Here is a 23164-nt window from a genome sequence, read left to right on the forward strand (position 1 = left end):
CTCCTAGAACATCGACCCGCCGGAGTTAGTCTTCTTCGTATTTGTAGAGCCTACATCACCACTGACAACAATTTCGTCGCCTTCGTTCAAGCCTTTAACGATTTCAATCGTCGTTTCACCGGTAATACCGGTCGTTACGCTGGTTCGTTCCGGCTGACCGTTTTTAATTACATATACATATTCGCCCACTTTGTCGGTACGTACGGCAGCCAATGGCACAACCAATACATTGCTGCGTTCATCACCGTAAATCGTAGCACGGGCCGTCATAGTCGGGAAGAAGTTAGCTGCATCACTCGGTGAAATAGCTACTTTAACCGTATAGTACACTACACTGCTGCTGGTGGTACCCATATTACCTTTAGTACCTAACGCAATATCGCTGACATAACCGGTAAATGTTTTGCCCGGATGAGCGTCAACCGTGAAATCTACACGGGCCCCTTTTTTAACACTGCCGATATCCGTTTCGTCAACTGTTAAATAAATTTCAAGATTGCTCAAATCCGCTACTGTTGCGATAATCATCTGTGTAGAAATACCGGTACTGATGGTCTGACCCGCTTTTAACGGCGTACCGATAACCGTACCGTCCATAGGCGACGTAATCGTCGTATCGGATAAGTTGGCCACAGCACGATCATAGGCAGCCAGTGCTTTTTGGTAATTCATAAGCGCTGTATCGTAAGTCTGTTGCGGAATAGCGCCCTGGTTTACCAAGGTACTGTAACGATCTAAATCGTTCTTGGAATTTTCTAACGTTGCTTTCGCATCGTCGGCTACAGCCTGTAACTGGCGAGCGTCGATAGTCGCAATGACCTGACCTTGCGTTACATGGTCATTTTCTTTAACCAATACTTTTTCCAACGTACCGGCCACGTTAGTGGAAATATCTACATAATTTGTCGGGTTGATGGTACCCGTCGAAGTAATAACCTGGGCAATATTCCCCCGCTCTACCATCCCCGTTGTATACGAGGTCTGCTGCGTGTTACCTTTTGATTTAAAATAATAAAAGGCACCACCCAATATCAGCAATATCAGGATGAGTATCCCCCAAAACTTTTTTGTCCGCCACATGTGCTTAACTCCTTTACTTAAAGACTGGATAATACGTTCTCTCAAAGCTTCATACAATATAAAATGCCCTTCTCGACTATACAGTAAAGAAGGGCTTATCAGCTTGTATGTATAATCGATAATAATTATAGATTTCACTAATAAGCAATTTATGAAAATTACCGAGCTAATACAGAAATAAGTTCATATTCCGCTTCACTAATCGGATAACAACGAGTGCAGCCTTCTTCATACGGCACCATTTCAATTTTACCGTTCAAAACAGCCGTCAGGCAATTACTCTTGCCTTCCAGGAGAGCATCAATTGCTTTTTCACTCATGAGAGCCGCCATAGCCGCATCACGAGCCGATGGTGAGCCGCCGCGTTGCAAATAGCCAAGCACGGTAACACTCGGCGAAATGTTGAGATGTTTGTTAATATAGCCGCACACCTCAAAACTGTGATACGCCCCTTCAGCCACCATGATGATGCTGTTTGTTTTACCCGCATTATGGGAAATGCGAAGCTGATCGCACACTTCATCAAGACTCATCGGCTTTTCGGGAATAAGCACCATTTCGGCGCCGCAAGCAAGACCGGCACGCACCGCCAAATGACCGGCACTGCGCCCCATTACTTCAACGATGGCCACACGATCATGCGCCGTTGTGGTATCACGAATCTTACTGACAGCGTCAACAACCGTATTAAGCGCCGTGTCAAAACCAATGGTATACTCCGTACCGCACATATCATTATCAATAGTGCCCGGAATCGTAATCGTCGGAATTCCCTGCTTAGCAAGTGCCATAGCACCGGCCATGGAACCGTCACCGCCGATAACAACCAACGCATCTATTTCACGGTCACGTAAAATCTGAGCTGCTTTTTGCTGGTTTTCAAGCTCTTTAAACTTCGTGCAACGAGCCGTCTTGAGCATGGTACCGCCACGATTGACGATAGCCCCTACATCACGACGATTCAAAGATTCAAAATCATTTTTTAAAAGCCCTTCATAGCCGCGGCTAATGCCATATACGTGTAAACCTTCGTAAATCCCCTTACGTACTAAGGCACGCACCGCCGCATTCATGCCCGGCGCATCACCGCCGCTCGTTAGAATTGCAATATTTTTCATGTTGCTCTACCCCCATAGGACGTCTTTTTTTGAATTTCACGCCATCTCGTTTTAACGTTTCGTGGATTGAATCAATTAAATTTTCAGTGCGACCATAAGTAGTGTCTATGACACAATCGCACTTCTTATACACCGGTTTCCAGCGTTGCATCATCGTTTCTACAAAACCGGCCACATCGTTATAATCCATGGTCGGCCGTTTACCAATACGACGATTCACCCGCTTCACTATGCGGTACTCGGCTGCCCGAATACCGATAATATACGCATACCGCTGTAAATATCGTACCGTCCGTACATCAAGGGGAAAATTACCGCCTACGGAAATAATACACTCATGATACATGCAAACTTTCTTTAAAATTTCTCGTTCCGCCGAGCGAAACATCTTCTCGCCGAGCTTCTCATAAATTTCGGCTATGGGCAAATTATAGCGCCGCTCCAAAAGCCGATCCGTATCAACGAACTGCCAACCTTTGGCTTCTGCCAAGTTGCGTCCCAAATGACTTTTGCCGCTCCCCATAGTACCGATTAAAATTATATTTCGTTTCATTACTTAATCCCGCCTATTACAGATTGTGTCATACATAATCACAAACGGTTACCTATTACCGTCTCTTCATCATGTATGATACCCATTTGATTTTATTTTACTACATCACAGCATTTAGTAAAAGTACAAAACGAATAGGATTTAAAGAAGTTAAGAAAATGTTTAGGATTTGGATGAAAAGCGTATTAAAAAAAGCCATGACAAAAGTCACGGCTTTAAGTTAAGAGCTGATAGTAAATTGGATATGAAGTTGATTATTTTGTTTATTCAGTTGCTTTGGCTCTATTTTTAATTGAGGGTTATCGGCACTGATTTCTTCTGCCACAGTAAAATACTCGCGTAAATCACCAACCACTTCTACGGCAAGTATATTCCTTTTTTTATTCTCCGACTCTTCTATAGCAACAATTGTTAATACTTTACCGCTTATATATTTCATGAGCTTATCTTTGATAGCTTCTTCCGTAATTTCTTTCTTGTCTGTTGCCATAATTAATTCATAGGCCGGACTACTTACAACGATTTGCTCTGCTTCATTCTTTAAACGCTGATTTTCCTTCATAGCCAACAAACCGGATTGTTCATGATGAAACCAAATTACAAGTCCCGCACCCAATAAAGTACAAATAATATAACTACTTATAATTCGTTGTACATATTTAGGATTGAGATTTATTCTTTTCATACTTTCCAGATAATTGAAATGTATGTATTTTACGATTTGCATCAATTCCTTGTTTTGCATTAATAGTAACTCCTTTCAACGTATTTTTGATTTTCTGACTAAAAGCTAATGCAATCTCCGGCTTAGTACACATACCTGTTATAGTAAAACCATCATCTGTAAAAACAATCGTATCCAAAATAATTTCTGAACCTGCAGAATCTACAATATGTAACAAAATACTTTGTGTTATACTATGTTTCATTTCCTTTTTCAATCTTATTTTTAAAATTTTATCATAATTTTGAGCGGCTATATGATTAGCCTTACCTGCGTTTTCCAATTGGCCTATCTCATCGCTTAAAATTTTATTATCATGATACCAATAGATTGCTATTAACCAAAAAGACATTGTTAAAGCAGAAAAAATAAGACTAATAATAATTATTAGACTTTTATAATGCTTATAATAATACTCACATCGAAATGGCAATAACATAAAATTCATATCGTATCACCTGCCATCAATTGAATGTTACACTCATTTCTAAATCTTGTATATTAACCCCTTTTTAATTTTTTCTTTTATTATTCCCCGATAAGCCAAACCTATGGCCATATCAACTAAAAACGGATCAGACCTTTCAATCATTGAAGATTCTCGTAACTCTACTTCTTCAATTTTTTCAAATGGAATACTTGTAAGCTTACTATATTTTTCAAAAACAGCTAAACGATCATCTTCACTTAATTGCCACTGTAATTTTTCATAAAAATAAACACCTGCAATCCCACTAACCCCATAGCTAAATAAAGTCATTTCAATTTCTTCTAATTCTTTCATTATATCAATATCAACAAAAGAAACATTTTTAGTACAAAGACACACACAATTATACCAGCCGGTTAATTCCAAAGTGTCTTGATGAACAATTCCAATAACGGCCCCTTCTTTTTCAACAAAACGATGTGCTATAGGCCCAGGTGCATAATCAATAATTTTAAGATTACCACCGCCCTTTAAAACTCCTGTAGCTAATTCTGCAATCTGTTCCTTTTTTAATGCCACCACATATATTAATTTATCTCTGCCTGAAATTCTCTCTTGATTAGGCAAATCTATAGATACAAAATCAAAATAATATGATCCTTCCGGCCATGTAACAAATTCCGGCACCGACCAATGTAACATCTGTTTTATCTCCAAACGAGATAGTGATGGAGTTACTATAACTTTTTCTTGCCGTTCACTTACAGCAGTAATTCCTATAGGTATTTCTTCCAAAGAATATGTACTTACTAACCGCTTACAATCATTTAATAAAGAATCTTGACGTTTTTCAACAATAATATCATTAATAATTATTCCCTGCTTAGTCTTTGTCATACCAATAGCAACTGTCTGCTTATTTCCCATAGCAATTCCGATAAAGCCTGAGCTCATTCCCTAACAACCCCTTTTTAATACCTTACTGTAAACGACTTACTCTTTCCACTTTAATAGATTTAGGCCATGGTCCCGGTGTTTCACTAAATCGTACTGAATATGATACGCGCTGACCAGTAACTGTATTTCTGTATTGAACAGTAAAATCACCAACATTACTATAGTTTCCCGGCCGATTTAATATATACGTTACCGTATTAACACCTTCATTTTCATATACTACTTCATGTTGTACAGGCATTATATCACCTTTTTCACTATATTCCCTTAATAAACAGCCAATAATACCTTCCGCTCTATAATTTATAGCGGTTAAAGCTATTTCATCATGTGTTATTCCTACGATAACATTTATTTCATCACTCATAGCTGACCAAAATAATAGTAAAACAGTCCCTATAATAAGCCCTATATATGTAAAAAAGCCTCCATTATGATAAGCATTCGTTCTTGTTTTCTTCATAAACCAAGAAGAACAGTATTTACATTTATCAATTATCAATTTTTTTGTCAATATATCGACTCCTCGGCGGTGAAAATTGAAAGTAGCTTAAATTTGGAAAAACTGTAATATCCGTCATCATTTCAAACTGATTACCATTTCTTTTATTAGCTGCACCTACAACTTTAAATAACCATTTCATATGAACAGGACTATCTGGTGAAGTTTGCTCAAACGGCTTACACCCATTGACAGGCTCTACCATTAAGAGCCCCCAACTCGGACTAATTGTATTAGAAGATAACGCCTGTTTTTGCCCATCGCTTAAAACTCGCCTTGCTTCAAGTTCCTCAATACCAAACCACCGAAACCCATCATATAAAATATAGTTCCCTGTACGACCTACCGTGATAGGCTTATCTGACTGTTTAGCAAAATTAGCTATTGTCAATCGTGTTGTCATACTATCTAATAAGACCTCATTTTCAATTTGCCATTGTTGTACCCACTGTACAGAGGTAATCATTAAACTAAGCAATGTGCCTAGTGCTACACAAATAATCATAGTACTAATTAATAATTCAACCAGTAAAAAACCTGATTCATTCTTCTTCCTTATTAGGTAACAATCCCGGCCAAATATATGTGGAAAAATGAAGTATTTCTTGATTGTCATAATAACCTGTTACCTCTAATTCTTTTACAATCATGTTGTGTACCTGCTTAGAATTAATAACACGAACCAACTTATAAGGTTCTTGTACCAATGGTAATTCTCCTAACTGTCCAAATCGTTGATAGTTATATTTTCCTTCCTCCATAGCAGTAATAGCAACTTGCACAATCACCTGTGCCTGTTTAGCACTTCTCCACTGAAGAATTGCAGTTCCTATCATTACTGTAATAGTCAAAATAAATATAGCTATAATTATAGTCCCACCTAAGGCCTCAGCATATAAATACCCCTTAGAATGTTCCTTCAATCCATCGAATCCTAGGCGTTTGTTGCGAAAAAATATACTTACGATATTTTCGTAATACATAGTCATAAATTTCATAGCTATATACATTATTCTGCCCATCATAACTCCCCAAATACATCTCCTGTTTTGTTTGCGAATTATTCACTAATTTCATAGAATCAGGCAATACAATAATTTGATTTCCCCATAGAGTTGCATATAGATTTTCCTTATATTCTGACTCATTTACATAAATTGTATTTAATGGTGATATTAATGAACCGGCACTACCATTAAATGAAAGCAACTGTGTTCTCTTAATAGTGTAATAAAATAATCGACTAACTCGATCAAATTGCAAAGATTCGCTCATAGTCTTTGATATAGCAATCTGTGCCATACTTATTAATAAAATTAAAAGTGTACTATATATTAAAACTTCGATTAGCAAAAAACCGCTTCTACAATTATTAGTTACACTATCAGTGCCTTTTCTAGAAGTAATATATCTCATAAAATTAGTCATAGACTTTCTAAAAAATACATAATAGCCGCTGCACCACATAAAAAAGGACCAAATGGTAGTATACGTAGCATTCGCCCTGAATATAGGTAGTAGAAAATAACCCAACCGGTTCCCCCAACAAAAGCCAATAAAACAGTTTGATATAACGCAAAAGGAGATAACCATAATGCAAATACACTACACCACTTTACATCTCCAAGCCCCAAACCATTATGAGTTAATTTACTGAACAAATAACCTCCCACTAATATAATTCCAGCCACTTTAACAGCTTGTAATAATGAAATGTCCAATAACCATATTCGAGTTAAACCACATATGAGCAAAAAAACAGCACCCTCATCAGGAAGAATCAGGAAATACTTATCGATGGTAGCACCCATAAAGAGAGTAAAACCGAAGATAATAGTTAATAAAATTTCAATTATATCCGTCATTAAATGACTACAAATTAATCCGCAAAAAGCTCCTATCAAAATATAAATTAACATTATTAATTTAGAACGCCGTTCTCGTCCTATATCAAATTCTTTCAAGAGATAGAATCCGGTAAAACCGGCCAACGCACCACTTAAACTGCCTATACTGCTGAGCAACCACATATACTAACCATTATGCCCCTTTTAATGCACTAAATACACGTAATTATATAAATATTTATAAAACTAGTTTGCATTATTAGTACTATCAGTTGCCGTTACTACAATATGAGTTCCGGTACCACCTGCATTATTCTCAAAAGTAACGGCATACTCACCACCTTTAGGTGTTTTTACTAATTCAGACAAATAGCCGGCTTTATATAAATCATCTACGGACGGAACTTCATCAGTCGCCTTATCTACCATATAAAGTTGAGCCGCATTTGCAATTGTCTGTGTATCCGCCTTAATTTTTGCATCACGCGCCTTATCTCCGGCAGATAAAAATTGAGGCATTGCCACAGCTGCCAAAATAGCTATAATAGCCACAACAACCATTAACTCAACTAGCGTAAAGCCGCCTTCTTTGTTACGTTTATCACGTAAAGCTTTATGATATGATACCAACCACTGTTTAACTCTTTCTTTAATAGACATAATTGATACATTTTCCACTCCAAACATCCTCCTAACACTCAATTACTAAACATGTTGCATCGCTGTAACGGCATTAAACATAGGCAACATAACAGCAATAACTAATATAGCTACCCCTATCCCCATAAGAGATACCATAATCGGCTCTAATAATTGTTGTACCTTAGTCATATATCGAGTGGTTAATTGATCATAATAGGTAGCTCCATGATTTAACATATCCACCATGTCACCTGTTTCTTCTCCAATAGTAATTAATTCCCAAAGAAACCTATTCCCTAAATTAGATTTTTCCAAAGCATTTGCAAAAGAAGTCCCTTTAGACAATAAATCCAATACTTGAGTTTGCAATAAAGTAGCATAAGTATTACCCCATAATGATTTAGTTAATACCAGCGTATCAGTTATTGTTAAGCCACTTTCTAATAAAATTGCCCACACTTTTGTAATTCTGGCCAGAAAAAAGCAATCAAACCACTCATGCCCACATCCATGTTGCCAAATATATTTTAATACAACCAAACGAAAATCTTTTTGGTGCCACAGACACCAACTCCCAAACACTAACCCTAAAGATAATGCAATGCATAAATATAAATGTGCCGTAACTAAATCACCAAAATTAAAGAGTATTCTGGTTATAAATGGTAACGGTACTTGCATCGAATTAAAAACCTTTTTAAATGTTGGCAATATAAAAGTAACTGTAACACCTATAAATATCAACATAAGCATCAAAAGAAAAACCGGGTATGCAGCCGCACCACTCAACTGTCGTCGCCATGCCCATTGTTTTTCATAATACTCTTTGATTTGTTTAAAGCTATATCCTAGCGTTCCTGCAGCCTCACCAGCTTGTAATAAGGCACAACCTATACTAGGAAATCCAAAGCTCCTTAAAACCTGAGAAAGAGAATTTCCTCTCTGTACCGCTTCATTAATTGCTGAATAAGGGATATGTTTTATCGGCTTTGCGCTCAAAAATTGCATAACCCGGCGTATAGAAATACCGGCCTCCAATAATAAAGACATACGATACGAAAACTCTATAATATCTTTATAACGCCACTTTGACAAATCTTTTGCAGAACACTTTATAGGTATAATACCAATAATTTGACACCCCTGATATTGTAGCTTTTGCACAATTTCTTCACTCGAATCAGCCCATATGGTATCTTCTTGTATCACCCCCTTTGCATCGAATGCTCTATATTTATATTGCTTCATAAGACTGCTCTAATACCTCCTTAAATTCACTACGGTTTCCCCATTTACTCTTTAGTGCTGCCACCGCCATTTCCATAGTCTGCATTGGTGGCTGAGTCTCTTGAATTGAAACAATTTGAGGCTCCTTACGTTGCCGTATCAAATTTGCTACGGCCGGTGTATTCAATAAAATATCACGTACTACGACAAAATTCTTATCAAACCTTAATAAGCGTTGACATAATACTGCCCTTAACACTTGAGATAATTGAGCTCTTACTTCTTCCTGTTGAGACGCAGGAAAAACTGATATCATCCGGTTAATAGCCATTACTGCTCGTTGTGTATGTAAAGTAGCAAATACTAAATGACCTGTTTCAGCAGCATGTAATGCCGCTTCTAAAGTCTCACGGTCGCGCAACTCTCCAATCATAATCACATCCGGATCTTCACGTAATGCATCACGAACTCCTGCTGCCATGGATTCCATATCCTGACCTAATTGCCTCTGATGAATTAAGCTTTGCTTATTTTCAAAAGAAAACTCAATAGGATCCTCTAATGTAATAATATGTTTATGACTCTCTTCATTAATACATTGTAAACAAGTAGCCAAGGTATAACTTTTACCTGATCCTGTAGGCCCGGTAACAAGAACTAATCCTTCTTGCAAATGAACAATACGATGTAGCAGTTTTCCGGCTTCCCCATCCGGCATAGCTAAGGACTGATTATATAAAATACGTAACGTACCACAACGCTGTTGTTTAGCACGATATAAATGAACCCTTACTCTAATATTTTGAAATGAAAATGCACTATCTTTTGAAAAAGTTTTATATAATTTACGGGTATCAGCTACTTGGTCCAATGATACTTCTCCTATTTCCTGTTTTCCCGTACATATATTTAACTGCTTATTATCCCCATTTTTCACATTCCAATAGCCTCGTTCACTTGCCGTAATAATTTCTGAAAATAAAGTATCTGACACTTTAACCCCTTCATGTCTAACTAAATCATTACCTAAGCGAAAATAAGGCTCCTGGTTACTTTCAAGATGAATATCTGTTGCACCTTCAGCAATTGCTTTTAACAATAAAGCACTCAAACCCATAAAAAATCACCCGCTATATTTGAATCCCCTTTATTTCGATACCACTTCGTCTTATTTCATCTTCTGTTGTTAATCCTTCTCTTACAGCACGTTCTGCAGATCTTCTCAATGTCGGATTTACATATTGTTCACAATTTTGCCAGTCAATTGCTTTATTTGGTAACGCCAATAATTCATATATTGCCATACGTCCACAAATCCCCGAGCTAGTTATTCGCCGCACTAAACGTTGTGCTATAGCACCCAACAAAGTAGCTCGTACTAAATAATCTTCTATTCCCATATCAAGCAATCTTTCTCTTACCCCTAGTGCAGTATTAGTGTGAATAGTTGCCAAAACACGATGTCCTGTTAAAGCTGCTTGAACTGCCAATTCAGCGGTCTCACGATCACGAATTTCTCCGACCATAATCGTATCCGGATCTTGTCTCAAAACAGCTCGTAATGCCTTAGGAAAAGTTAACCCTGCTTTAGGATTTATTTGTACCTGTATTGCCCCCGGTATATCCGCTTCTACAGGATTTTCCAAAGATATTACATTATCTGTCACTGTATTTAGCATCCTAAGCAATGCATATAAAGTACTCGTTTTACCGGAACCGGTTGGTCCTGAAATTAATAATAAGCCATACGGTCTATGTAATAATTCAGTTACAGTTTGAATCATCTCATCAGCCATCCCAAGTTCTGATAAACTTTTGTAGCAATTTTCATTTCCCACTATACGACATACAATAGTCTCCCCATAGACTGAGGATAGTGATGAAACACGAAGCATGATCTCCTTTTTATTTTTATCTTGCCAACACCAACGGCCATCTTGTGGCAGACGCTTTTCACTGATATCCATACCACTTAAAATTTTTATTCGATTGATTAACTTATCTGCAATATTCTTTTCTATTTGCTCAAATACATTGAGCACTCCATCAATTCGAAAACGAATTAAGGCACCTTCTTTAGTAGCATCAAAGTGAATATCACTGGCCTTCTCCCTAACAGCCTGACCAATCAATCGGTCTAACTCTAATTCAACATGAAACATAATCGCCTCCTTTATACCCTGCTACAAGAGAAGATTTCTTTTTTTTAAATATAATTCCTGCTTAAATCCACCAATGGTGCTCATTGGCACTGACAGTATGACTGAGCACACAAAAAACACCCTTTAATCGCCTTTATCGTAGCCAACCTGACATATTGGCTATCAAAAACGACTAAAGAGTGTTTTAAACGAGGTATAAACATGTATGAAGAAGTTTGAAGTTTTATTTGAAGTTTAATTGTTAAAGGCTATGTTGTTCTTACGCCTGGTGAACGACTTTACCTTTTTTAATTACCGTTTCTACAATATTCACGCCCGTATGGTACGGCAAGAATTTGTAGGATGGGTATTGAAGGATAACAAGGTCTGCTTGTTTACCTTCTTCAATGGAGCCGATTTTATCCGCACGTCCAACAGCGGCAGCCCCATTTAAGGTAAGAGCCGTAATGGCTTCTTCGGCAGTCATGCCCATATAGATAACACCGAGAGCAATCATAAGAGGTACAGAGTTGGTAAAACCGCTGCCCGGATTGAAGTCGGTAGCGAGTGCTACGGCACAACCGGCATCAATCATTTTGCGATCCGGTGCAAACGGTTCTTTGAGGCAAAATGCGGTGGTCGGTAACAAAGTGGCTACCGTATCGCTATTTGCCAATGCTTTAATACCTTCATCGGATGCATGTAATAAGTGATCGGCCGAGGTACAGCCAAGTTCGGCACCCAGTTCGGCACCGCCCAAGGTTACAATTTCATCGGCATGAATCTTTAAGTCAAAGCCCATATCTTTGGCTTGTTGCAAGAATTTGCGACTTTCTTCAATGGAGAAAACGCCTTTTTCACAGAAGATATCACAGAATTGAGCGAGATCTGCTTTTTTAACGTCCGGCATAACTTCTTTAATAAGGAATTCCAAGAATTCTTCGTTACGACCTTTATATTCCGGCGGAATGGAGTGCGCCCCCAAAAAGGTGCGCACAATTTCTACGGGCTGGCGCTTTTCCAATTCTTTCATGACTTCCAGCTGTTTGAGCTCCGTATCGTGGTCCATACCGTAACCACTCTTACCTTCCACCGTGGTAATACCAAAAGCGAGCATTTTTTTCAAAATATCCATGCTGTGATCAATCAACTCTTCCCCGGAGGCTTCGCGAGTCGCCTTCATGGTGTTGTTGATACCGCCGCCCCGTTCCATGATTTCCATATACGTCATGCCTTCCATGCGCCATAGAAATTCATCGGCACGGTAACCGCCGAATACGAAGTGGGTATGAGAATCTACGAAACCCGGCAATACGGTTTTACCGGTAGCATCGATTTGTTTATCTGCCGGAACCGTTTTTGCCCATTCCGTCTCGTCACCGACGGCCGTAATGCGGCCGTCTTCGATGAGAACAGAGGCGTTTTCATAGATTTTGATATCTTTCATAGCTGCCCCTTTAAGTGCCGTATGACCTACCGGTGTTACGACTTGAGCAGCATTTTTTATAAGCAATTGGTCTCCCATATTCAGCTCCTTTCGATTAGTATTAATGTTCTATTAGTTAATATCTGTACTTCTATTATACGCCTTTATGCGGAGTATTTAGTACCCCTATTTGCTTTAATCTTTAATGACTTTAGCAGTCGGATATACTTTGGCAACCGCAGCTTTTACTTTGGCATCGTCGGCTACGAACGGAATCGTAATATGACCAACGCCGGCACGGGATTTGTTGAATTCAACAGCCGTTTCCATAGCATGTTCATTACGAGCCCAAGAACGACGAGCTACACCTCCGATAACGTCCCAGGATAAAGCAGAACGAATGATTTCATCCACACGATGACTGCCGTCAAGTACGAGGCCGAAACCGCCGTTGATGGCTTTACCGATACCGGTACCGCCGCCGTTATGAAGCGCAATTAAGCTCATACCGCGAGCCGCATTCCCTGCATAGGTTTGGATAGCCATATCGGCCATAACATTGGAACCGTCTTTAATATTGGATGTTTCACGGAACGGCGAGTCTGTACCGGATACGTCATGATGGTCACGACCGAGCATAACCGGTCCGATTTCGCCTAAACGAACGAGTTCGTTAAAGCGAAGTGCAATGCGTACACGACCTACTTCGTCTTGGTACAAGATACGAGCCTGCGTGCCGACTACCATCTTATTCTTTTCAGCATCGCGAATCCAGTTATAGTTATCGCGGTCTTGGTAACGACGATCTACTTCAATACATTCCATGGCTGCCTGGTCGGTTTTGTGCAAATCTTCCGGTTTACCGCTGAGGCATACCCAACGGAACGGACCATAGCCGTAATCGAAAAGATGTGGACCCATAATATCTTCTACATAACTTGGCCAAATGAAACCGTCTTTTTCATCGATTCCGTTTTTCGAAATTTCTTTAACGCCTGCATCATACACGGCTTTCATGAAGGAGTTGCCATAGTCGAAGAAGTAAATGCCTTTAGCCGTTAATTTTTTAAGAGCTACAAAGTGAGCTTTCAAAGTTTCATTAACAAGACCATGGAATTTAGCAGGATCTTCAGCCAACATTTGAGTACGTTCTTCGAAGGTAATGCCTTTCGGACAATAACCGCCGTCATATACATTATGACAGGAAGTCTGATCGGAAATCAAATCAACGTGAACGTCATGTTCAGCGATGTATTCGAGGAGATCAACGATGTTGCCATGGTAAGCATAGGCTTTACCTTCTTTGGCAGCCATGGAATCTTGCGCCATTTTAATAACTTCAGGAATGGAGTCGGACACACCGGAAATCCAGCCTTGATCCAAACGAGTTTTGATGCGGGAATAGTCTACTTCGGCAATGATTGCTACACAGTTGGCAATTTCAGCTGCTTTACCTTGAGCACCGCTCATGCCGCCCAAGCCGGACGTAACGAATAATTTACCGCTTAAATCGCCGTCTACCGGAATACCGAGTTTCATACGACCGGCATTCAAAATTGTATTAAAGGTACCGTGTACGATACCTTGCGGTCCGATGTACATCCAACCGCCGGCTGTCATTTGACCATAGTTAGCAACGCCCATTTCTTCGGCGATTTCCCAGTCTTTTAAATTATCAAACAAGCCAACCATCATACCGTTTGTAATGATTACGCGCGGAGCTTCCGGTTTGGAGCGGAATAACCCTACCGGATGACCGGATGCCACAACGAGGGTCTGATCTTGAGTCAATTCTTCCAAATAGCGTTTAATGAGCAAATATTGCATCCAGTCATGACATACGCTACCGGTTTCACCATAAGTAACGAGTTCATACGGATAAAGAGCTACAGCAAAGTCCAAGTTGTTGTCGATCATAACTTGGAACGCTTTCCCTTCCACACATTTACCTTTATATTCGTCGATTGGTTTGCCATGTAAATTGCCTTCAGGGCGAAAACGGTAACCATAGATACGACCGCGTGTGGTCAATTCTTCCAAGAATTCAGGAATCAATTCATCATGATATTCTTCCGGAATATAGCGTAACGCATTTTTAAGTGCTACTTCGGTTTGTTCCGGAGTCAAACGAAAACCGCGGTCAGGTGCCCGACGAATGCCTTCTTGGAAGGTTTTCTTTGGCGGTAAGCCCTTGGAGAAGTCAAGTTTGATTGTCATTGCAGATTGTACAGTTGCGTTATTCATAGGTCCACCCCTTTTGCAAAATTACGACTGACAAATTCCATTTGTCGGTTCATACACTTGGTACATACAATTACACTTATGCGTATATTTACTACCTTCTTACTTGTATTTTAAATAATTCTAATCTGAAAAACGTCCAAGAAAATCCAACATAATTTGAATTATAATTTTGATTAATTCTAAGCTTTTTTAGTAATTTATCCGTAAATCACTAAAAATTTGACAAAATAACTGTGAATCATCTTGAAAATAATAAAAGCAGTTTCTAAGTCACATGGTCACAAAGTTGTACAACTTATAAGTAACCGAACTTAGAAACTGCTTTTTTACATTTTATTTTGTTTTTAGCCTACTGTATATCTGTGAGCTAATATAATCCGCATGTAATCCGTCTGCCGATTATTTGGACAAATACTCATCAATGGCACTCGCAGCCTGTTTACCGGCACCCATAGCCAAAATAACGGTAGCTGCCCCGGTTACCGCATCACCGCCGGCAAAAACGCCCGGTCTGGTGGTAGCACCTTTTTCATCGGCAATAATACCGCCCCAAGCCTCGGTATCAAGGCCTTTGGTGGTAGAGCGAATCAATGGGTTCGGATTGGTACCGAGTGACATAATAACCGTATCACAAGGAATAACGAATTCGGAGCCGGCGATTTCCTTTGGACGACGACGACCGGATGCATCCGGTTCACCTAATTCCATTTTGATACATTTAACGCCGGTTACCCAACCTTTATCATCGTGAAGAATTTCAATCGGATTGGTCAATAAATTGAATTCAACTCCTTCTTCCTTAGCGTGATGGACTTCTTCGGCACGAGCCGGAATTTCTTCTTCACTGCGACGATATACAATCTTAGATTCGGATCCCAAACGAAGAGCCGTACGAGCCGCATCCATAGCCACATTACCGGCCCCAACCGTTACGCACACTTTACCGATGGCAATCGGTGTATCATACGTATCGTCATAAGATTTCATAAGGTTGGCACGAGTCAAAAATTCATTGGCCGATAAAACACCGTTTGATGATTCGCCCGGAATGTGCATGAATTTAGGAAGCCCCGCACCGGAACCGATGAATACCGCTTTGAAGTCTTCTTTATCCATCAAATGATCAATTGTTACAGTACGACCGATGATAACGTCAGTTTCAAACTTAACGCCCAAATTCTTGATGTTTTCAACTTCTTTATTTACGATGCGATCTTTCGGCAAACGGAATTCAGGAATGCCATACGCCAATACGCCGCCCAATTTGTGAAGCGATTCAAATACGGTTACATCATAGCCTTTTTTAGCAAGGTCACCGGCACAGCTGAGACCGGCAGGACCGGAACCGATAACGGCAACTTTAATGCCCTTAGAAGGTTCTTTTTCACCGAACACCACGCCATTAGCCAAGTTTGTATCGGCTACAAAGCGTTCCAATTTACCGATGGCCACCGCTTCGTTACGAATCCCCATAACGCAAGCACCTTCACACTGTTCTTCCTGCGGGCAAACACGACCGCAAATAGCCGGTAAGGCACTTTGTTCTGCAATAATACGACCGGCTTCTTCAATATCCCCTGCTTTTAACGCTTGAATAAATCCCGGAATATTGATATGTACCGGACAGGCTTCAACGCAACGCGGCACTTTACAGTTCAAGCAACGTTGAGCTTCGAGCATTGCTTCTGTCTGACTGTAACCGTAGCAAACTTCTTCAAAATTGGTAGCACGTACAGCCGGATCTTGTTCACGAACCGGAATACGTTTTGCCTTATCTGTAAGTTCTGTCGTTTCAGCACTTTCTTCGGAACGACAAGTGCAATCAGGGTTCGGATGAGCTTTATCCATTTCACGAATTAATTTACGACCTTCTTCGCACTTGTACATAGTCTGACGCTGCATAGCATTGTCAAAATCTACCAAATAGCCGTCAAATTCAGGACCGTCAACGCAAGTAAATTTAACTTCATTACCGATGGTAACACGGCAAGCACCGCACATGCCGGTACCGTCAACCATGATGGAGTTCAAAGATACAACGATTGGAATGTTCAATTCTTTAGCCGCAATGGTAGCAAATTTCATCATAATCATCGGACCGATAGCCACAATGTGATTATATTCTTTATCGTTAGCGATTAAGTCTTTCATGCAGGCTACTACATTACCATGGAATCCGGTGGAGCCGTCATCGGTAGCCAAGTACAAATTACCGGCTACGGAACGCATCTGTTCTTCGTAAATAATTAAATCTTTATTACGGGCCCCAATGATAACATCGGCAGCACAACCGCGAGATTTTAAGTATTTAACCTGCGGATAAACCGGTGCTGTACCCACACCACCGCATAAGAATAAAATTTTCTTACTTTGCAATTCTTCATCAGACAATTCCGCTAAGTCAGTCGGATTTCCTAAAGGGCCTACAAAGTCTGTCAAAAAGTCGCCTTCTTCCAATTTGGCAAGTTTTTGCGTAGAGTCACCCAATGTTTGGAAAACGATGCTTACCGTACCGGCTTCACGGTCATAATCCGTAATAGTAAGCGGTACACGTTCACCGTATTCGCCGTGTTTCACAATTACAAATTGCCCCGGCAAAGCCGATTCGGCTAAACGTGGGGCTAAAATATCATACTGGTACATATTCGCATGTAATATGATTTTTCTTACAATTTTGAACAAGAGAACTCACTCCTTTGCGAGACTAAATACCTACAGACCGGTTTTAATGCCGACAGCAACTGTACAGCGTTTCTTTTTCCCTATACCGATCCTGTTACCTAACACTTTTGATTCTACCAATCCTACATGAATTTTGTGTACATCATAATACTTATTCTACACCCAAAAGAGTAATATAAAAAATTACATTTTTGCATATTCAAGTATCTATCTGTCATAATTTTCGAAAAAAACAGAGCAGTTTTCCTAAAAACTGCTCTGTTTATTCACATTTTAAAGCTTTTCATCAGGTTAAAGGTTTTACAATCCCCATGACATCAAGTATCAAGTCATTGTGTATATTTTTAATTATGAAAAGCTTACAAATTTACTTTTTGTAATAAGCCTTGTTCTTTAGCATCGATGGCTTCTTCAATGCTTGCCATTTTCTGATTCATATCGGCTACAAAAGCTTCATCTTTAATACTGCCTAAATTGATCTTTACATTTAAGAAAGCACCATGTACGGCTGTTCTGGCATTCATAGTAGCCACGGCACCGTCGGTAACGGCATTCTGGTTGCCTTTTTCAATAACGGCTTCAGCTAACGGCAATAATTGATTAGCCAATTCACCGATTTTAAAAGGTACCAAAGCAGCGCCTTTAGTAGCTTCTTGAATAGCCGCGGAACGAGCTTTTTTATCTTCGTCCGTTTCTTTCGGCAATTTGAAAGCAGCCATAATTTTATTGAATGCGGCACTATCTTCATCAATGAAAGCCAAGAATTGAGCTTTCATGTCGTGAGCTTTAGCCTGAATATCTTTCATTTCAACTTCCACAGCGGCATATTTTTCCTTGCCGATAGTAAGGGACGCCACCATTTCAATCAAAGCTGCACCGGCTGCCCCGTTAAGAGCCGCAATACTGCCACCGCCCGGAGCCGGAGAATCAGAGCCGGTTTCATTAATAAACGCTTCTACGGATAAAGCTTTTAATTCCATTATGTATCCTCCCAAGTGAGTATATTATGCGTAAACATTACTTGCCAAAACCCGATAATCATACATTTGACGCGTAAATTCAATATGCACTGTATTTACCGTATTTAAGTAAACCGAAATTTAGAATAAACCGGTAATCTTACCGTCCGCATCAATATCCATGTTCAAAGCAGCCGGTTTCTTAGGTAAGCCCGGCATAACCATGATATTGCTGGTTTGGCAAACGATAAAGCCTGCACCGTTAGCTACGCGTACGTCTTGTACGGTAATGTTGAAGTCTTTCGGTGCGCCCAATAAGGCCGGATTATCGCTCAAAGAATATTGTGTTTTGGCGATACAAACAGGTAATTTATCAAGGCCCCAATCTTCTAATTGTTTAATTTGCTTTTTAGCATTGGTCGTAAATTCAACGCCGTCACCGCCGTAAATTTTTTGTACAATTTTCGTTAATTTTTCAGGAATGGTGTCTTCCTTATCATACATAGTCTTAGGTGTAATGTTGGTACCTTCTACCATAGCGGCAATTTGTTTAGCCATGTCGATACCACCGTCACCGCCTTTTTCCCAACATTCGTTAAGGCTTACATCCACACCGTAACTGTCGCATTTCTGCAACAATTTTTCAATTTCAGCCGGTGTATCGGACGAGAATTTATTAATGGCTACCAATACAGGCAAACCAAAAGCACGAATGTTTTCAACCTGTTTAGCAAGGTTTACAAAACCGGCATTAACGGCTTCTATGTTTTCTTCGTTTAAGTCGGCTTTTTTCACACCGCCATGCATTTTGAGCGCACGAATTGTCGCTACGATAATAACGGCATGTGGGAATAAGTTGCCGTACGGACATTTAATGTCGAGGAATTTTTCAGCCCCAAGATCGGCACCGAAACCGGCTTCCGTAATTACGATATCACCCAATTTAAGGGCCATTTTAGTTGCCAAAATGGAGTTACAGCCGTGTGCAATATTGGCAAACGGACCGCCATGAACGATAGCCGGGGTATGTTCCAATGTCTGTACCAAGTTAGGTTTGATAGCATCTTTCATGAGCATAGCCATGGCGCCTTCACAACCGAGCTGATGTACATAAACTGGTTTATCATCATAGGTGCTGCCGATAACAATACGACCAAAGCGTTCTTTTAAGTCTTGAAGACTTGTTGCCAAACATAAGGCAGCCATAATTTCAGACGCTACGGTAATCATGAAATGGTCTTCGCGTGGGAAGCCGCATACTTTACCGCCCATTCCCACAACAACATTGCGAAGAGCACGGTCGTTCATATCCATAACGCGTTTCCATGAAATCTGACGCACATCAATATTTAATTCATTACCTTGATGAACATGATTGTCAATCATAGCAGACAACAAGTTATTGGCCGCCGTAATGGCATGCATATCACCGGTAAAGTGAAGATTAATATCATCCATCGGTACAACTTGAGCATAACCGCCGCCGGCAGCGCCGCCCTTAATACCGAATACCGGTCCCAAAGAAGGTTCACGCAAAGCAACAACGGTCTTCTTACCGATTTTATTCAAAGCTTGTGCCAAACCGATACTGGTCGTGGATTTACCTTCACCGGCCGGGGTTGGCGTGATTGCTGTAACAAGAACTAATTTACCATCCGGTTTATCTTCCAAACGTTTTAATACATCGAGAGATATTTTAGCTTTATAATGACCGTATTGTTCCAATTCTTGTGGCAAAATGCCGCAATCTTCGGCAATTTTGGTAATCGGTTCCATCTGATTCGCTTGCGCAATTTCAATATCGCTGAACATAAATGCACCTCCTGTAGGGCTGTTATACTTTGAAAAATAACTTTATACCCTCTAATTTACACTAAATATGGACTTTTTTCAACTCTCATTGCACAGCGACACGCAATTTCATATTAAAAACTTAGTTACTGAAACATTATTTGACGGCAATTAGTCCAACAACTGTTTTTCCAAAATCTGGTTCATATCGAAGTTTTCAACTTGGAGATAGTATTCAGCAGCCATCATTAAAGCAGCCATAGGAACCGTACCGATGATTTCACTGCCTACAATGGACACGCCATAGCGTTTGGCTTCCATTTTAATCATTTCAAAAGCTTGATATACGGAGGATTTATGATAGTTAACAAGGTTCATCGAAACCTGTACCTGATTGCGTTCTTCAAGCATTACGCCCATGGCTTTAACATAGCGTAAACCGCCGCCGATATGACGAATCTTCTTAGCGATGGCATCGGCTACCGCAAGATCACTGGTATTTAAGTTAACATTGAAGGCAACGAGCGATACACGAGCACCGACAGCGGAGCAACCGGATTTTTCATTCATTTCGGCAGGACCGTAATCAGGAACCCAGTTAGGATCTTTGATTTTTTCAAAGAAACCTTCATATTGTCCTTTACGAACGGAGGCTAAATTGCGGCGATCTTCTTTAGTGCAGGCATCTTCATAGAGGTATACAGGAATACCCATTTCACCATAAGCTTTACCCACTGTATTGGCAATGGCTACACATTCTTCCATGGTTACTTCGGAAATCGGTGTAAAAGGAACTACGTCAACGGCACCAAAGCGCGGATGAGCCCCTTCATGAGTTCGCATGTCGATGAGTTCAATCGCTACTTTAGCCATATTGATGGCTGCTTCTGTTACGGCTTCAGGGGAACCGATTAGGGTAACTACGGAGCGATTGTGATCGGCATCACTGGAATAATCAAGAATCTTCAAATCTTTAATTTTACGTGCTTCATCAACGATTTTTTCTACTTTTGCCTTATCGCGACCTTCACTAAAATTTGGAACGAATTCTACTAACTTAGCCATATGATTGCCTCCATTCAAAAAACAAAATTTATTCCTCACATATATCAGGAACGTAGTATTTCTACGTCCAATATACATCAACTATAGCCTAAAAAATATCAAATTTTCAAGTTTTAAAAAAAGTTTTGAATTTTGACACTTTTTAGACGTAACTAACTTATAGTGTATGTAGCGAATAGATGAAAAGCCTATAGGAGGCCTTATGGAAATTACAGCGATTACTCGTGAGCAAGCGACCACATCAAATTGGTCCGGCGGCTCGACAACGGAGTTTTATATTTATCCCCCACAAAGCTCTTATAGCCAGAGAGACTTTACAATTCGGATAAGTTCAGCTACGGTGGACGTAGAATCGTCTGAATTTACTTTGCTTCCGGGCTATCAACGTCTAATAACTCCGCTAAACAATCAGTTATACCTATCTTTTAAAGAAACAGCAGACACATATCTATTAAAACCTTACGAGGTATGTTACTTCGATGGTGCTTATCACACCTTTTCAGAGGGGAAAGCAACAGATTTTAATGTTATGGTCCGACAAGGGATGAAGGTTAACTACTCTGTGTTAACTTCTTCTTCTCAACTTAATCCTCTCGAACATAGCTTCCTCTATGTTCCGAATTTACCGTTTGATCCCTCTGCCAAGGCTCAAATAGGTAACCTCCAAATACAACCGGACACACTTTATGTCTTGTCCGCTTGCACGGAGTCGATTCCTTTATTCCTTGAGGATGCTGCTGTTACTACTCTCTTCGTCAATATATCCTCATAGGATAGTCTATACAAACTTCATCTTCTTCACAAAACGGCAAAAGCCCTGAGTCTCCACGCTTAGGGCTTTTGTTATATATTTTTCATTTTAAATTCCTATAAAAATTGTATAATATGCTTAGGTCATGTATAATATAGTAATCAAGTACATTCTCACCGGCATATTGTCTATGCAGTACGAATCATCTAAGGAGGTTTGTCATGTATTCTCTATCAGACACTAATAACCACAACTGTATCTCCTATCAAAAAGGCAAAGGGGCTGTCGAAGAACAGCTTAATATTTCTGACGAAGTGGCCTACAAACTTTTTATTGAAAACAAGCGCATTACTACCCTTATCGCCTCACCTCATGATTTTCGTGACTTAATTATCGGCTACTGCCTGATGGAAAATCACATTAGCCAATTAGAAGATATCGCTCACATTGAAATGGATACCGAAACTCATCGAATCGATGTAACTTTAAACCACAGTACCGGTTATTTTAATGAATCGATGCCGGTAACACCGCCTGCCACCAAAGCAAACATAAGAATAAATGCCGACGAAATTTGTAACTATGGCGGTTTGCTGGACTCTATCACGAAGGCTCACCATACCTCTCATGGTGTTCACGAAGGCGCACTAGTCAAAGACGGTCAAGTCATTGCCTATGCCGAAGATGTGGGCCGTCATAATGTGCTCAATCGCCTAATGGGTATTATTACCGTCCAAAACATTGACACCTCCGATAAAATTCTAATATTCAGCGGCCGTGTTCCGCAGTCAGTCATAAAAAAAGTACATCGTATCGGCGTACCGATTTTCTGTTCGCGTGCCATGCCGACGGAACTGGGCATTGAGTTGGCACAGAAATATAACATTACCTTATGCAATGTGCTTCGCCCCGATTCCTTTAAATGTATGGCCAATCCGCAGCGTATTACAGGACTTATCCCCGAAGACAATAAATAACAATCTCAATTCGAGCAAACATTAATAAGCAACCTCGTGCCAAAAGGC

General features: G+C 40.0%; 22 protein-coding genes. 2 read left to right on the forward strand and 20 right to left on the reverse strand.

The genetic code is table 11. The features are described 5' to 3' along the window. Positions 1-3 precede the first annotated feature (3 nt). The 20 genes from EO126_RS03875 to ftcD all read right to left on the reverse strand — a co-directional run bounded on the left by EO126_RS03875 (position 4) and on the right by ftcD (position 21388). Positions 4-1080 (reverse strand): efflux RND transporter periplasmic adaptor subunit, encoded by a 1077-nt coding sequence (locus EO126_RS03875; protein ID WP_127007686.1) that lies wholly within the window; start codon positions 1078-1080, stop codon positions 4-6. A 158-nt stretch (positions 1081-1238) separates the two neighbouring features. Continuing rightward, complete coding sequence (pfkA, locus tag EO126_RS03880; protein WP_006556528.1) at positions 1239-2198, reverse strand: 6-phosphofructokinase; 960 nt, start codon at positions 2196-2198, stop codon at positions 1239-1241. Then, positions 2164-2751 (reverse strand): shikimate kinase, encoded by a 588-nt coding sequence (locus EO126_RS03885; RefSeq protein WP_127007688.1) that lies wholly within the window; start codon positions 2749-2751, stop codon positions 2164-2166. Before EO126_RS03885 ends, pfkA begins: the two co-directional genes overlap by 35 nt. 220 nt (positions 2752-2971) lie before the next feature. After that, positions 2972-3496: a hypothetical protein gene (locus EO126_RS03890; RefSeq protein WP_006556526.1), complete on the reverse strand. Its 525-nt coding sequence runs from the start codon at positions 3494-3496 to the stop codon at positions 2972-2974. Beyond that, entirely contained in the window at positions 3411-3923 is a 513-nt protein-coding gene (locus tag EO126_RS03895; RefSeq protein ID WP_127007690.1) for a hypothetical protein, read from the reverse strand. Before EO126_RS03895 ends, EO126_RS03890 begins: the two co-directional genes overlap by 86 nt. A 39-nt stretch (positions 3924-3962) precedes the next feature. Continuing rightward, positions 3963-4859 (reverse strand): type IV pilus biogenesis protein PilM, encoded by an 897-nt coding sequence (locus tag EO126_RS03900; RefSeq protein ID WP_127007692.1) that lies wholly within the window; start codon positions 4857-4859, stop codon positions 3963-3965. A 25-nt stretch (positions 4860-4884) separates the two neighbouring features. Beyond that, positions 4885-5376, reverse strand: coding sequence for a hypothetical protein (locus EO126_RS03905; RefSeq protein WP_006556523.1), 492 nt, complete (start codon positions 5374-5376; stop codon positions 4885-4887). After that, the gene (locus tag EO126_RS03910; protein ID WP_151384938.1) at positions 5354-5980 is read right to left on the reverse strand and encodes a type II secretion system protein; all 627 of its coding nucleotides are present in this window, start codon (positions 5978-5980) and stop codon (positions 5354-5356) included. The genes EO126_RS03905 and EO126_RS03910 overlap by 23 nt, the downstream gene beginning before the upstream one ends. After that, positions 5907-6386 (reverse strand): hypothetical protein, encoded by a 480-nt coding sequence (locus tag EO126_RS03915; RefSeq protein WP_006556521.1) that lies wholly within the window; start codon positions 6384-6386, stop codon positions 5907-5909. The genes EO126_RS03910 and EO126_RS03915 overlap by 74 nt, the downstream gene beginning before the upstream one ends. A 402-nt stretch (positions 6387-6788) precedes the next feature. Beyond that, a complete protein-coding gene (locus EO126_RS03925; protein ID WP_006556520.1) occupies positions 6789-7394 on the reverse strand; it encodes a prepilin peptidase in 606 nt (201 codons plus the stop codon). 63 nt (positions 7395-7457) lie between these two features. Continuing rightward, entirely contained in the window at positions 7458-7871 is a 414-nt protein-coding gene (locus tag EO126_RS03930) for a competence type IV pilus major pilin ComGC (protein WP_040771367.1), read from the reverse strand. Positions 7872-7916: 45 nt separating this feature from the next. Further along, positions 7917-9101, reverse strand: coding sequence for a type II secretion system F family protein (locus EO126_RS03935; protein ID WP_006556518.1), 1185 nt, complete (start codon positions 9099-9101; stop codon positions 7917-7919). Then, a complete protein-coding gene (locus EO126_RS03940) occupies positions 9088-10197 on the reverse strand; it encodes a type IV pilus twitching motility protein PilT (protein WP_006556517.1) in 1110 nt (369 codons plus the stop codon). Before EO126_RS03940 ends, EO126_RS03935 begins: the two co-directional genes overlap by 14 nt. Positions 10198-10210: 13 nt before the next feature. Beyond that, positions 10211-11242 carry a GspE/PulE family protein gene (locus EO126_RS03945; protein ID WP_006556516.1) on the reverse strand — a complete coding sequence of 344 codons (1032 nt, stop codon included), beginning with the start codon at positions 11240-11242 and terminating at the stop codon, positions 10211-10213. Positions 11243-11501: 259 nt separating this feature from the next. After that, positions 11502-12746 (reverse strand): imidazolonepropionase, encoded by a 1245-nt coding sequence (gene hutI, locus EO126_RS03950; protein ID WP_127007698.1) that lies wholly within the window; start codon positions 12744-12746, stop codon positions 11502-11504. Positions 12747-12842: 96 nt separating this feature from the next. Next, the gene (locus tag EO126_RS03955) at positions 12843-14891 is read right to left on the reverse strand and encodes a urocanate hydratase (protein ID WP_006556514.1); all 2049 of its coding nucleotides are present in this window, start codon (positions 14889-14891) and stop codon (positions 12843-12845) included. Positions 14892-15290: 399 nt separating this feature from the next. Beyond that, the gene (locus EO126_RS03960) at positions 15291-17573 is read right to left on the reverse strand and encodes a bifunctional dihydroorotate dehydrogenase B NAD binding subunit/NADPH-dependent glutamate synthase (protein WP_127007700.1); all 2283 of its coding nucleotides are present in this window, start codon (positions 17571-17573) and stop codon (positions 15291-15293) included. 359 nt (positions 17574-17932) lie between these two features. Further along, positions 17933-18553: a cyclodeaminase/cyclohydrolase family protein gene (locus EO126_RS03965; RefSeq protein WP_127007702.1), complete on the reverse strand. Its 621-nt coding sequence runs from the start codon at positions 18551-18553 to the stop codon at positions 17933-17935. Positions 18554-18673: 120 nt separating this feature from the next. Further along, positions 18674-20344 carry a formate--tetrahydrofolate ligase gene (locus EO126_RS03970; protein WP_127007704.1) on the reverse strand — a complete coding sequence of 557 codons (1671 nt, stop codon included), beginning with the start codon at positions 20342-20344 and terminating at the stop codon, positions 18674-18676. A gap of 150 nt (positions 20345-20494) precedes the next feature. After that, positions 20495-21388: a glutamate formimidoyltransferase gene (gene ftcD / locus EO126_RS03975; RefSeq protein ID WP_006556510.1), complete on the reverse strand. Its 894-nt coding sequence runs from the start codon at positions 21386-21388 to the stop codon at positions 20495-20497. Between the two features lie 202 nt (positions 21389-21590). Here ftcD and EO126_RS03980 point away from each other — a divergent pair, with 202 nt between their 5' ends. Next, a complete protein-coding gene (locus tag EO126_RS03980; protein WP_006556509.1) occupies positions 21591-22160 on the forward strand; it encodes a HutD family protein in 570 nt (189 codons plus the stop codon). A gap of 200 nt (positions 22161-22360) precedes the next feature. Then, positions 22361-23116, forward strand: a complete 756-nt coding sequence (locus EO126_RS03985; RefSeq protein WP_006556508.1) for a formate dehydrogenase accessory sulfurtransferase FdhD — start codon at positions 22361-22363, stop codon at positions 23114-23116. The last annotated feature ends 48 nt before the right edge of the window (positions 23117-23164 follow it).

This window comes from Veillonella seminalis, from assembly GCF_003992065.1.
Taxonomy (GTDB): domain Bacteria; phylum Bacillota; class Negativicutes; order Veillonellales; family Veillonellaceae; genus Veillonella_A; species Veillonella_A seminalis.

What these genes read in the sequence shown, in the direction of transcription:
- EO126_RS03985 (WP_006556508.1), top strand. Translation starts at nt 22,361, where the DNA reads ATGTATTCTCTATCAGACACTAATAACCACAACTGTATCTCCTATCAA.
- EO126_RS03940 (WP_006556517.1), bottom strand. Translation starts at nt 10,197, where the DNA reads ATGGGTTTGAGTGCTTTATTGTTAAAAGCAATTGCTGAAGGTGCAACA.
- EO126_RS03900 (WP_127007692.1), bottom strand. Translation starts at nt 4,859, where the DNA reads ATGAGCTCAGGCTTTATCGGAATTGCTATGGGAAATAAGCAGACAGTT.
- EO126_RS03895 (WP_127007690.1), bottom strand. Translation starts at nt 3,923, where the DNA reads ATGAATTTTATGTTATTGCCATTTCGATGTGAGTATTATTATAAGCAT.
- pfkA (WP_006556528.1), bottom strand. Translation starts at nt 2,198, where the DNA reads ATGAAAAATATTGCAATTCTAACGAGCGGCGGTGATGCGCCGGGCATG.
- hutI (WP_127007698.1), bottom strand. Translation starts at nt 12,746, where the DNA reads ATGGGAGACCAATTGCTTATAAAAAATGCTGCTCAAGTCGTAACACCG.
- EO126_RS03970 (WP_127007704.1), bottom strand. Translation starts at nt 20,344, where the DNA reads ATGTTCAGCGATATTGAAATTGCGCAAGCGAATCAGATGGAACCGATT.
- EO126_RS03930 (WP_040771367.1), bottom strand. Translation starts at nt 7,871, where the DNA reads ATGTCTATTAAAGAAAGAGTTAAACAGTGGTTGGTATCATATCATAAA.
- EO126_RS03915 (WP_006556521.1), bottom strand. Translation starts at nt 6,386, where the DNA reads ATGGGCAGAATAATGTATATAGCTATGAAATTTATGACTATGTATTAC.
- EO126_RS03955 (WP_006556514.1), bottom strand. Translation starts at nt 14,891, where the DNA reads ATGAATAACGCAACTGTACAATCTGCAATGACAATCAAACTTGACTTC.
- EO126_RS03890 (WP_006556526.1), bottom strand. Translation starts at nt 3,496, where the DNA reads ATGCAAAACAAGGAATTGATGCAAATCGTAAAATACATACATTTCAAT.
- EO126_RS03910 (WP_151384938.1), bottom strand. Translation starts at nt 5,980, where the DNA reads ATGACAATCAAGAAATACTTCATTTTTCCACATATATTTGGCCGGGAT.
- EO126_RS03965 (WP_127007702.1), bottom strand. Translation starts at nt 18,553, where the DNA reads ATGGAATTAAAAGCTTTATCCGTAGAAGCGTTTATTAATGAAACCGGC.
- ftcD (WP_006556510.1), bottom strand. Translation starts at nt 21,388, where the DNA reads ATGGCTAAGTTAGTAGAATTCGTTCCAAATTTTAGTGAAGGTCGCGAT.
- EO126_RS03925 (WP_006556520.1), bottom strand. Translation starts at nt 7,394, where the DNA reads ATGTGGTTGCTCAGCAGTATAGGCAGTTTAAGTGGTGCGTTGGCCGGT.
- EO126_RS03980 (WP_006556509.1), top strand. Translation starts at nt 21,591, where the DNA reads ATGGAAATTACAGCGATTACTCGTGAGCAAGCGACCACATCAAATTGG.
- EO126_RS03935 (WP_006556518.1), bottom strand. Translation starts at nt 9,101, where the DNA reads ATGAAGCAATATAAATATAGAGCATTCGATGCAAAGGGGGTGATACAA.
- EO126_RS03875 (WP_127007686.1), bottom strand. Translation starts at nt 1,080, where the DNA reads ATGTGGCGGACAAAAAAGTTTTGGGGGATACTCATCCTGATATTGCTG.
- EO126_RS03945 (WP_006556516.1), bottom strand. Translation starts at nt 11,242, where the DNA reads ATGTTTCATGTTGAATTAGAGTTAGACCGATTGATTGGTCAGGCTGTT.
- EO126_RS03885 (WP_127007688.1), bottom strand. Translation starts at nt 2,751, where the DNA reads ATGAAACGAAATATAATTTTAATCGGTACTATGGGGAGCGGCAAAAGT.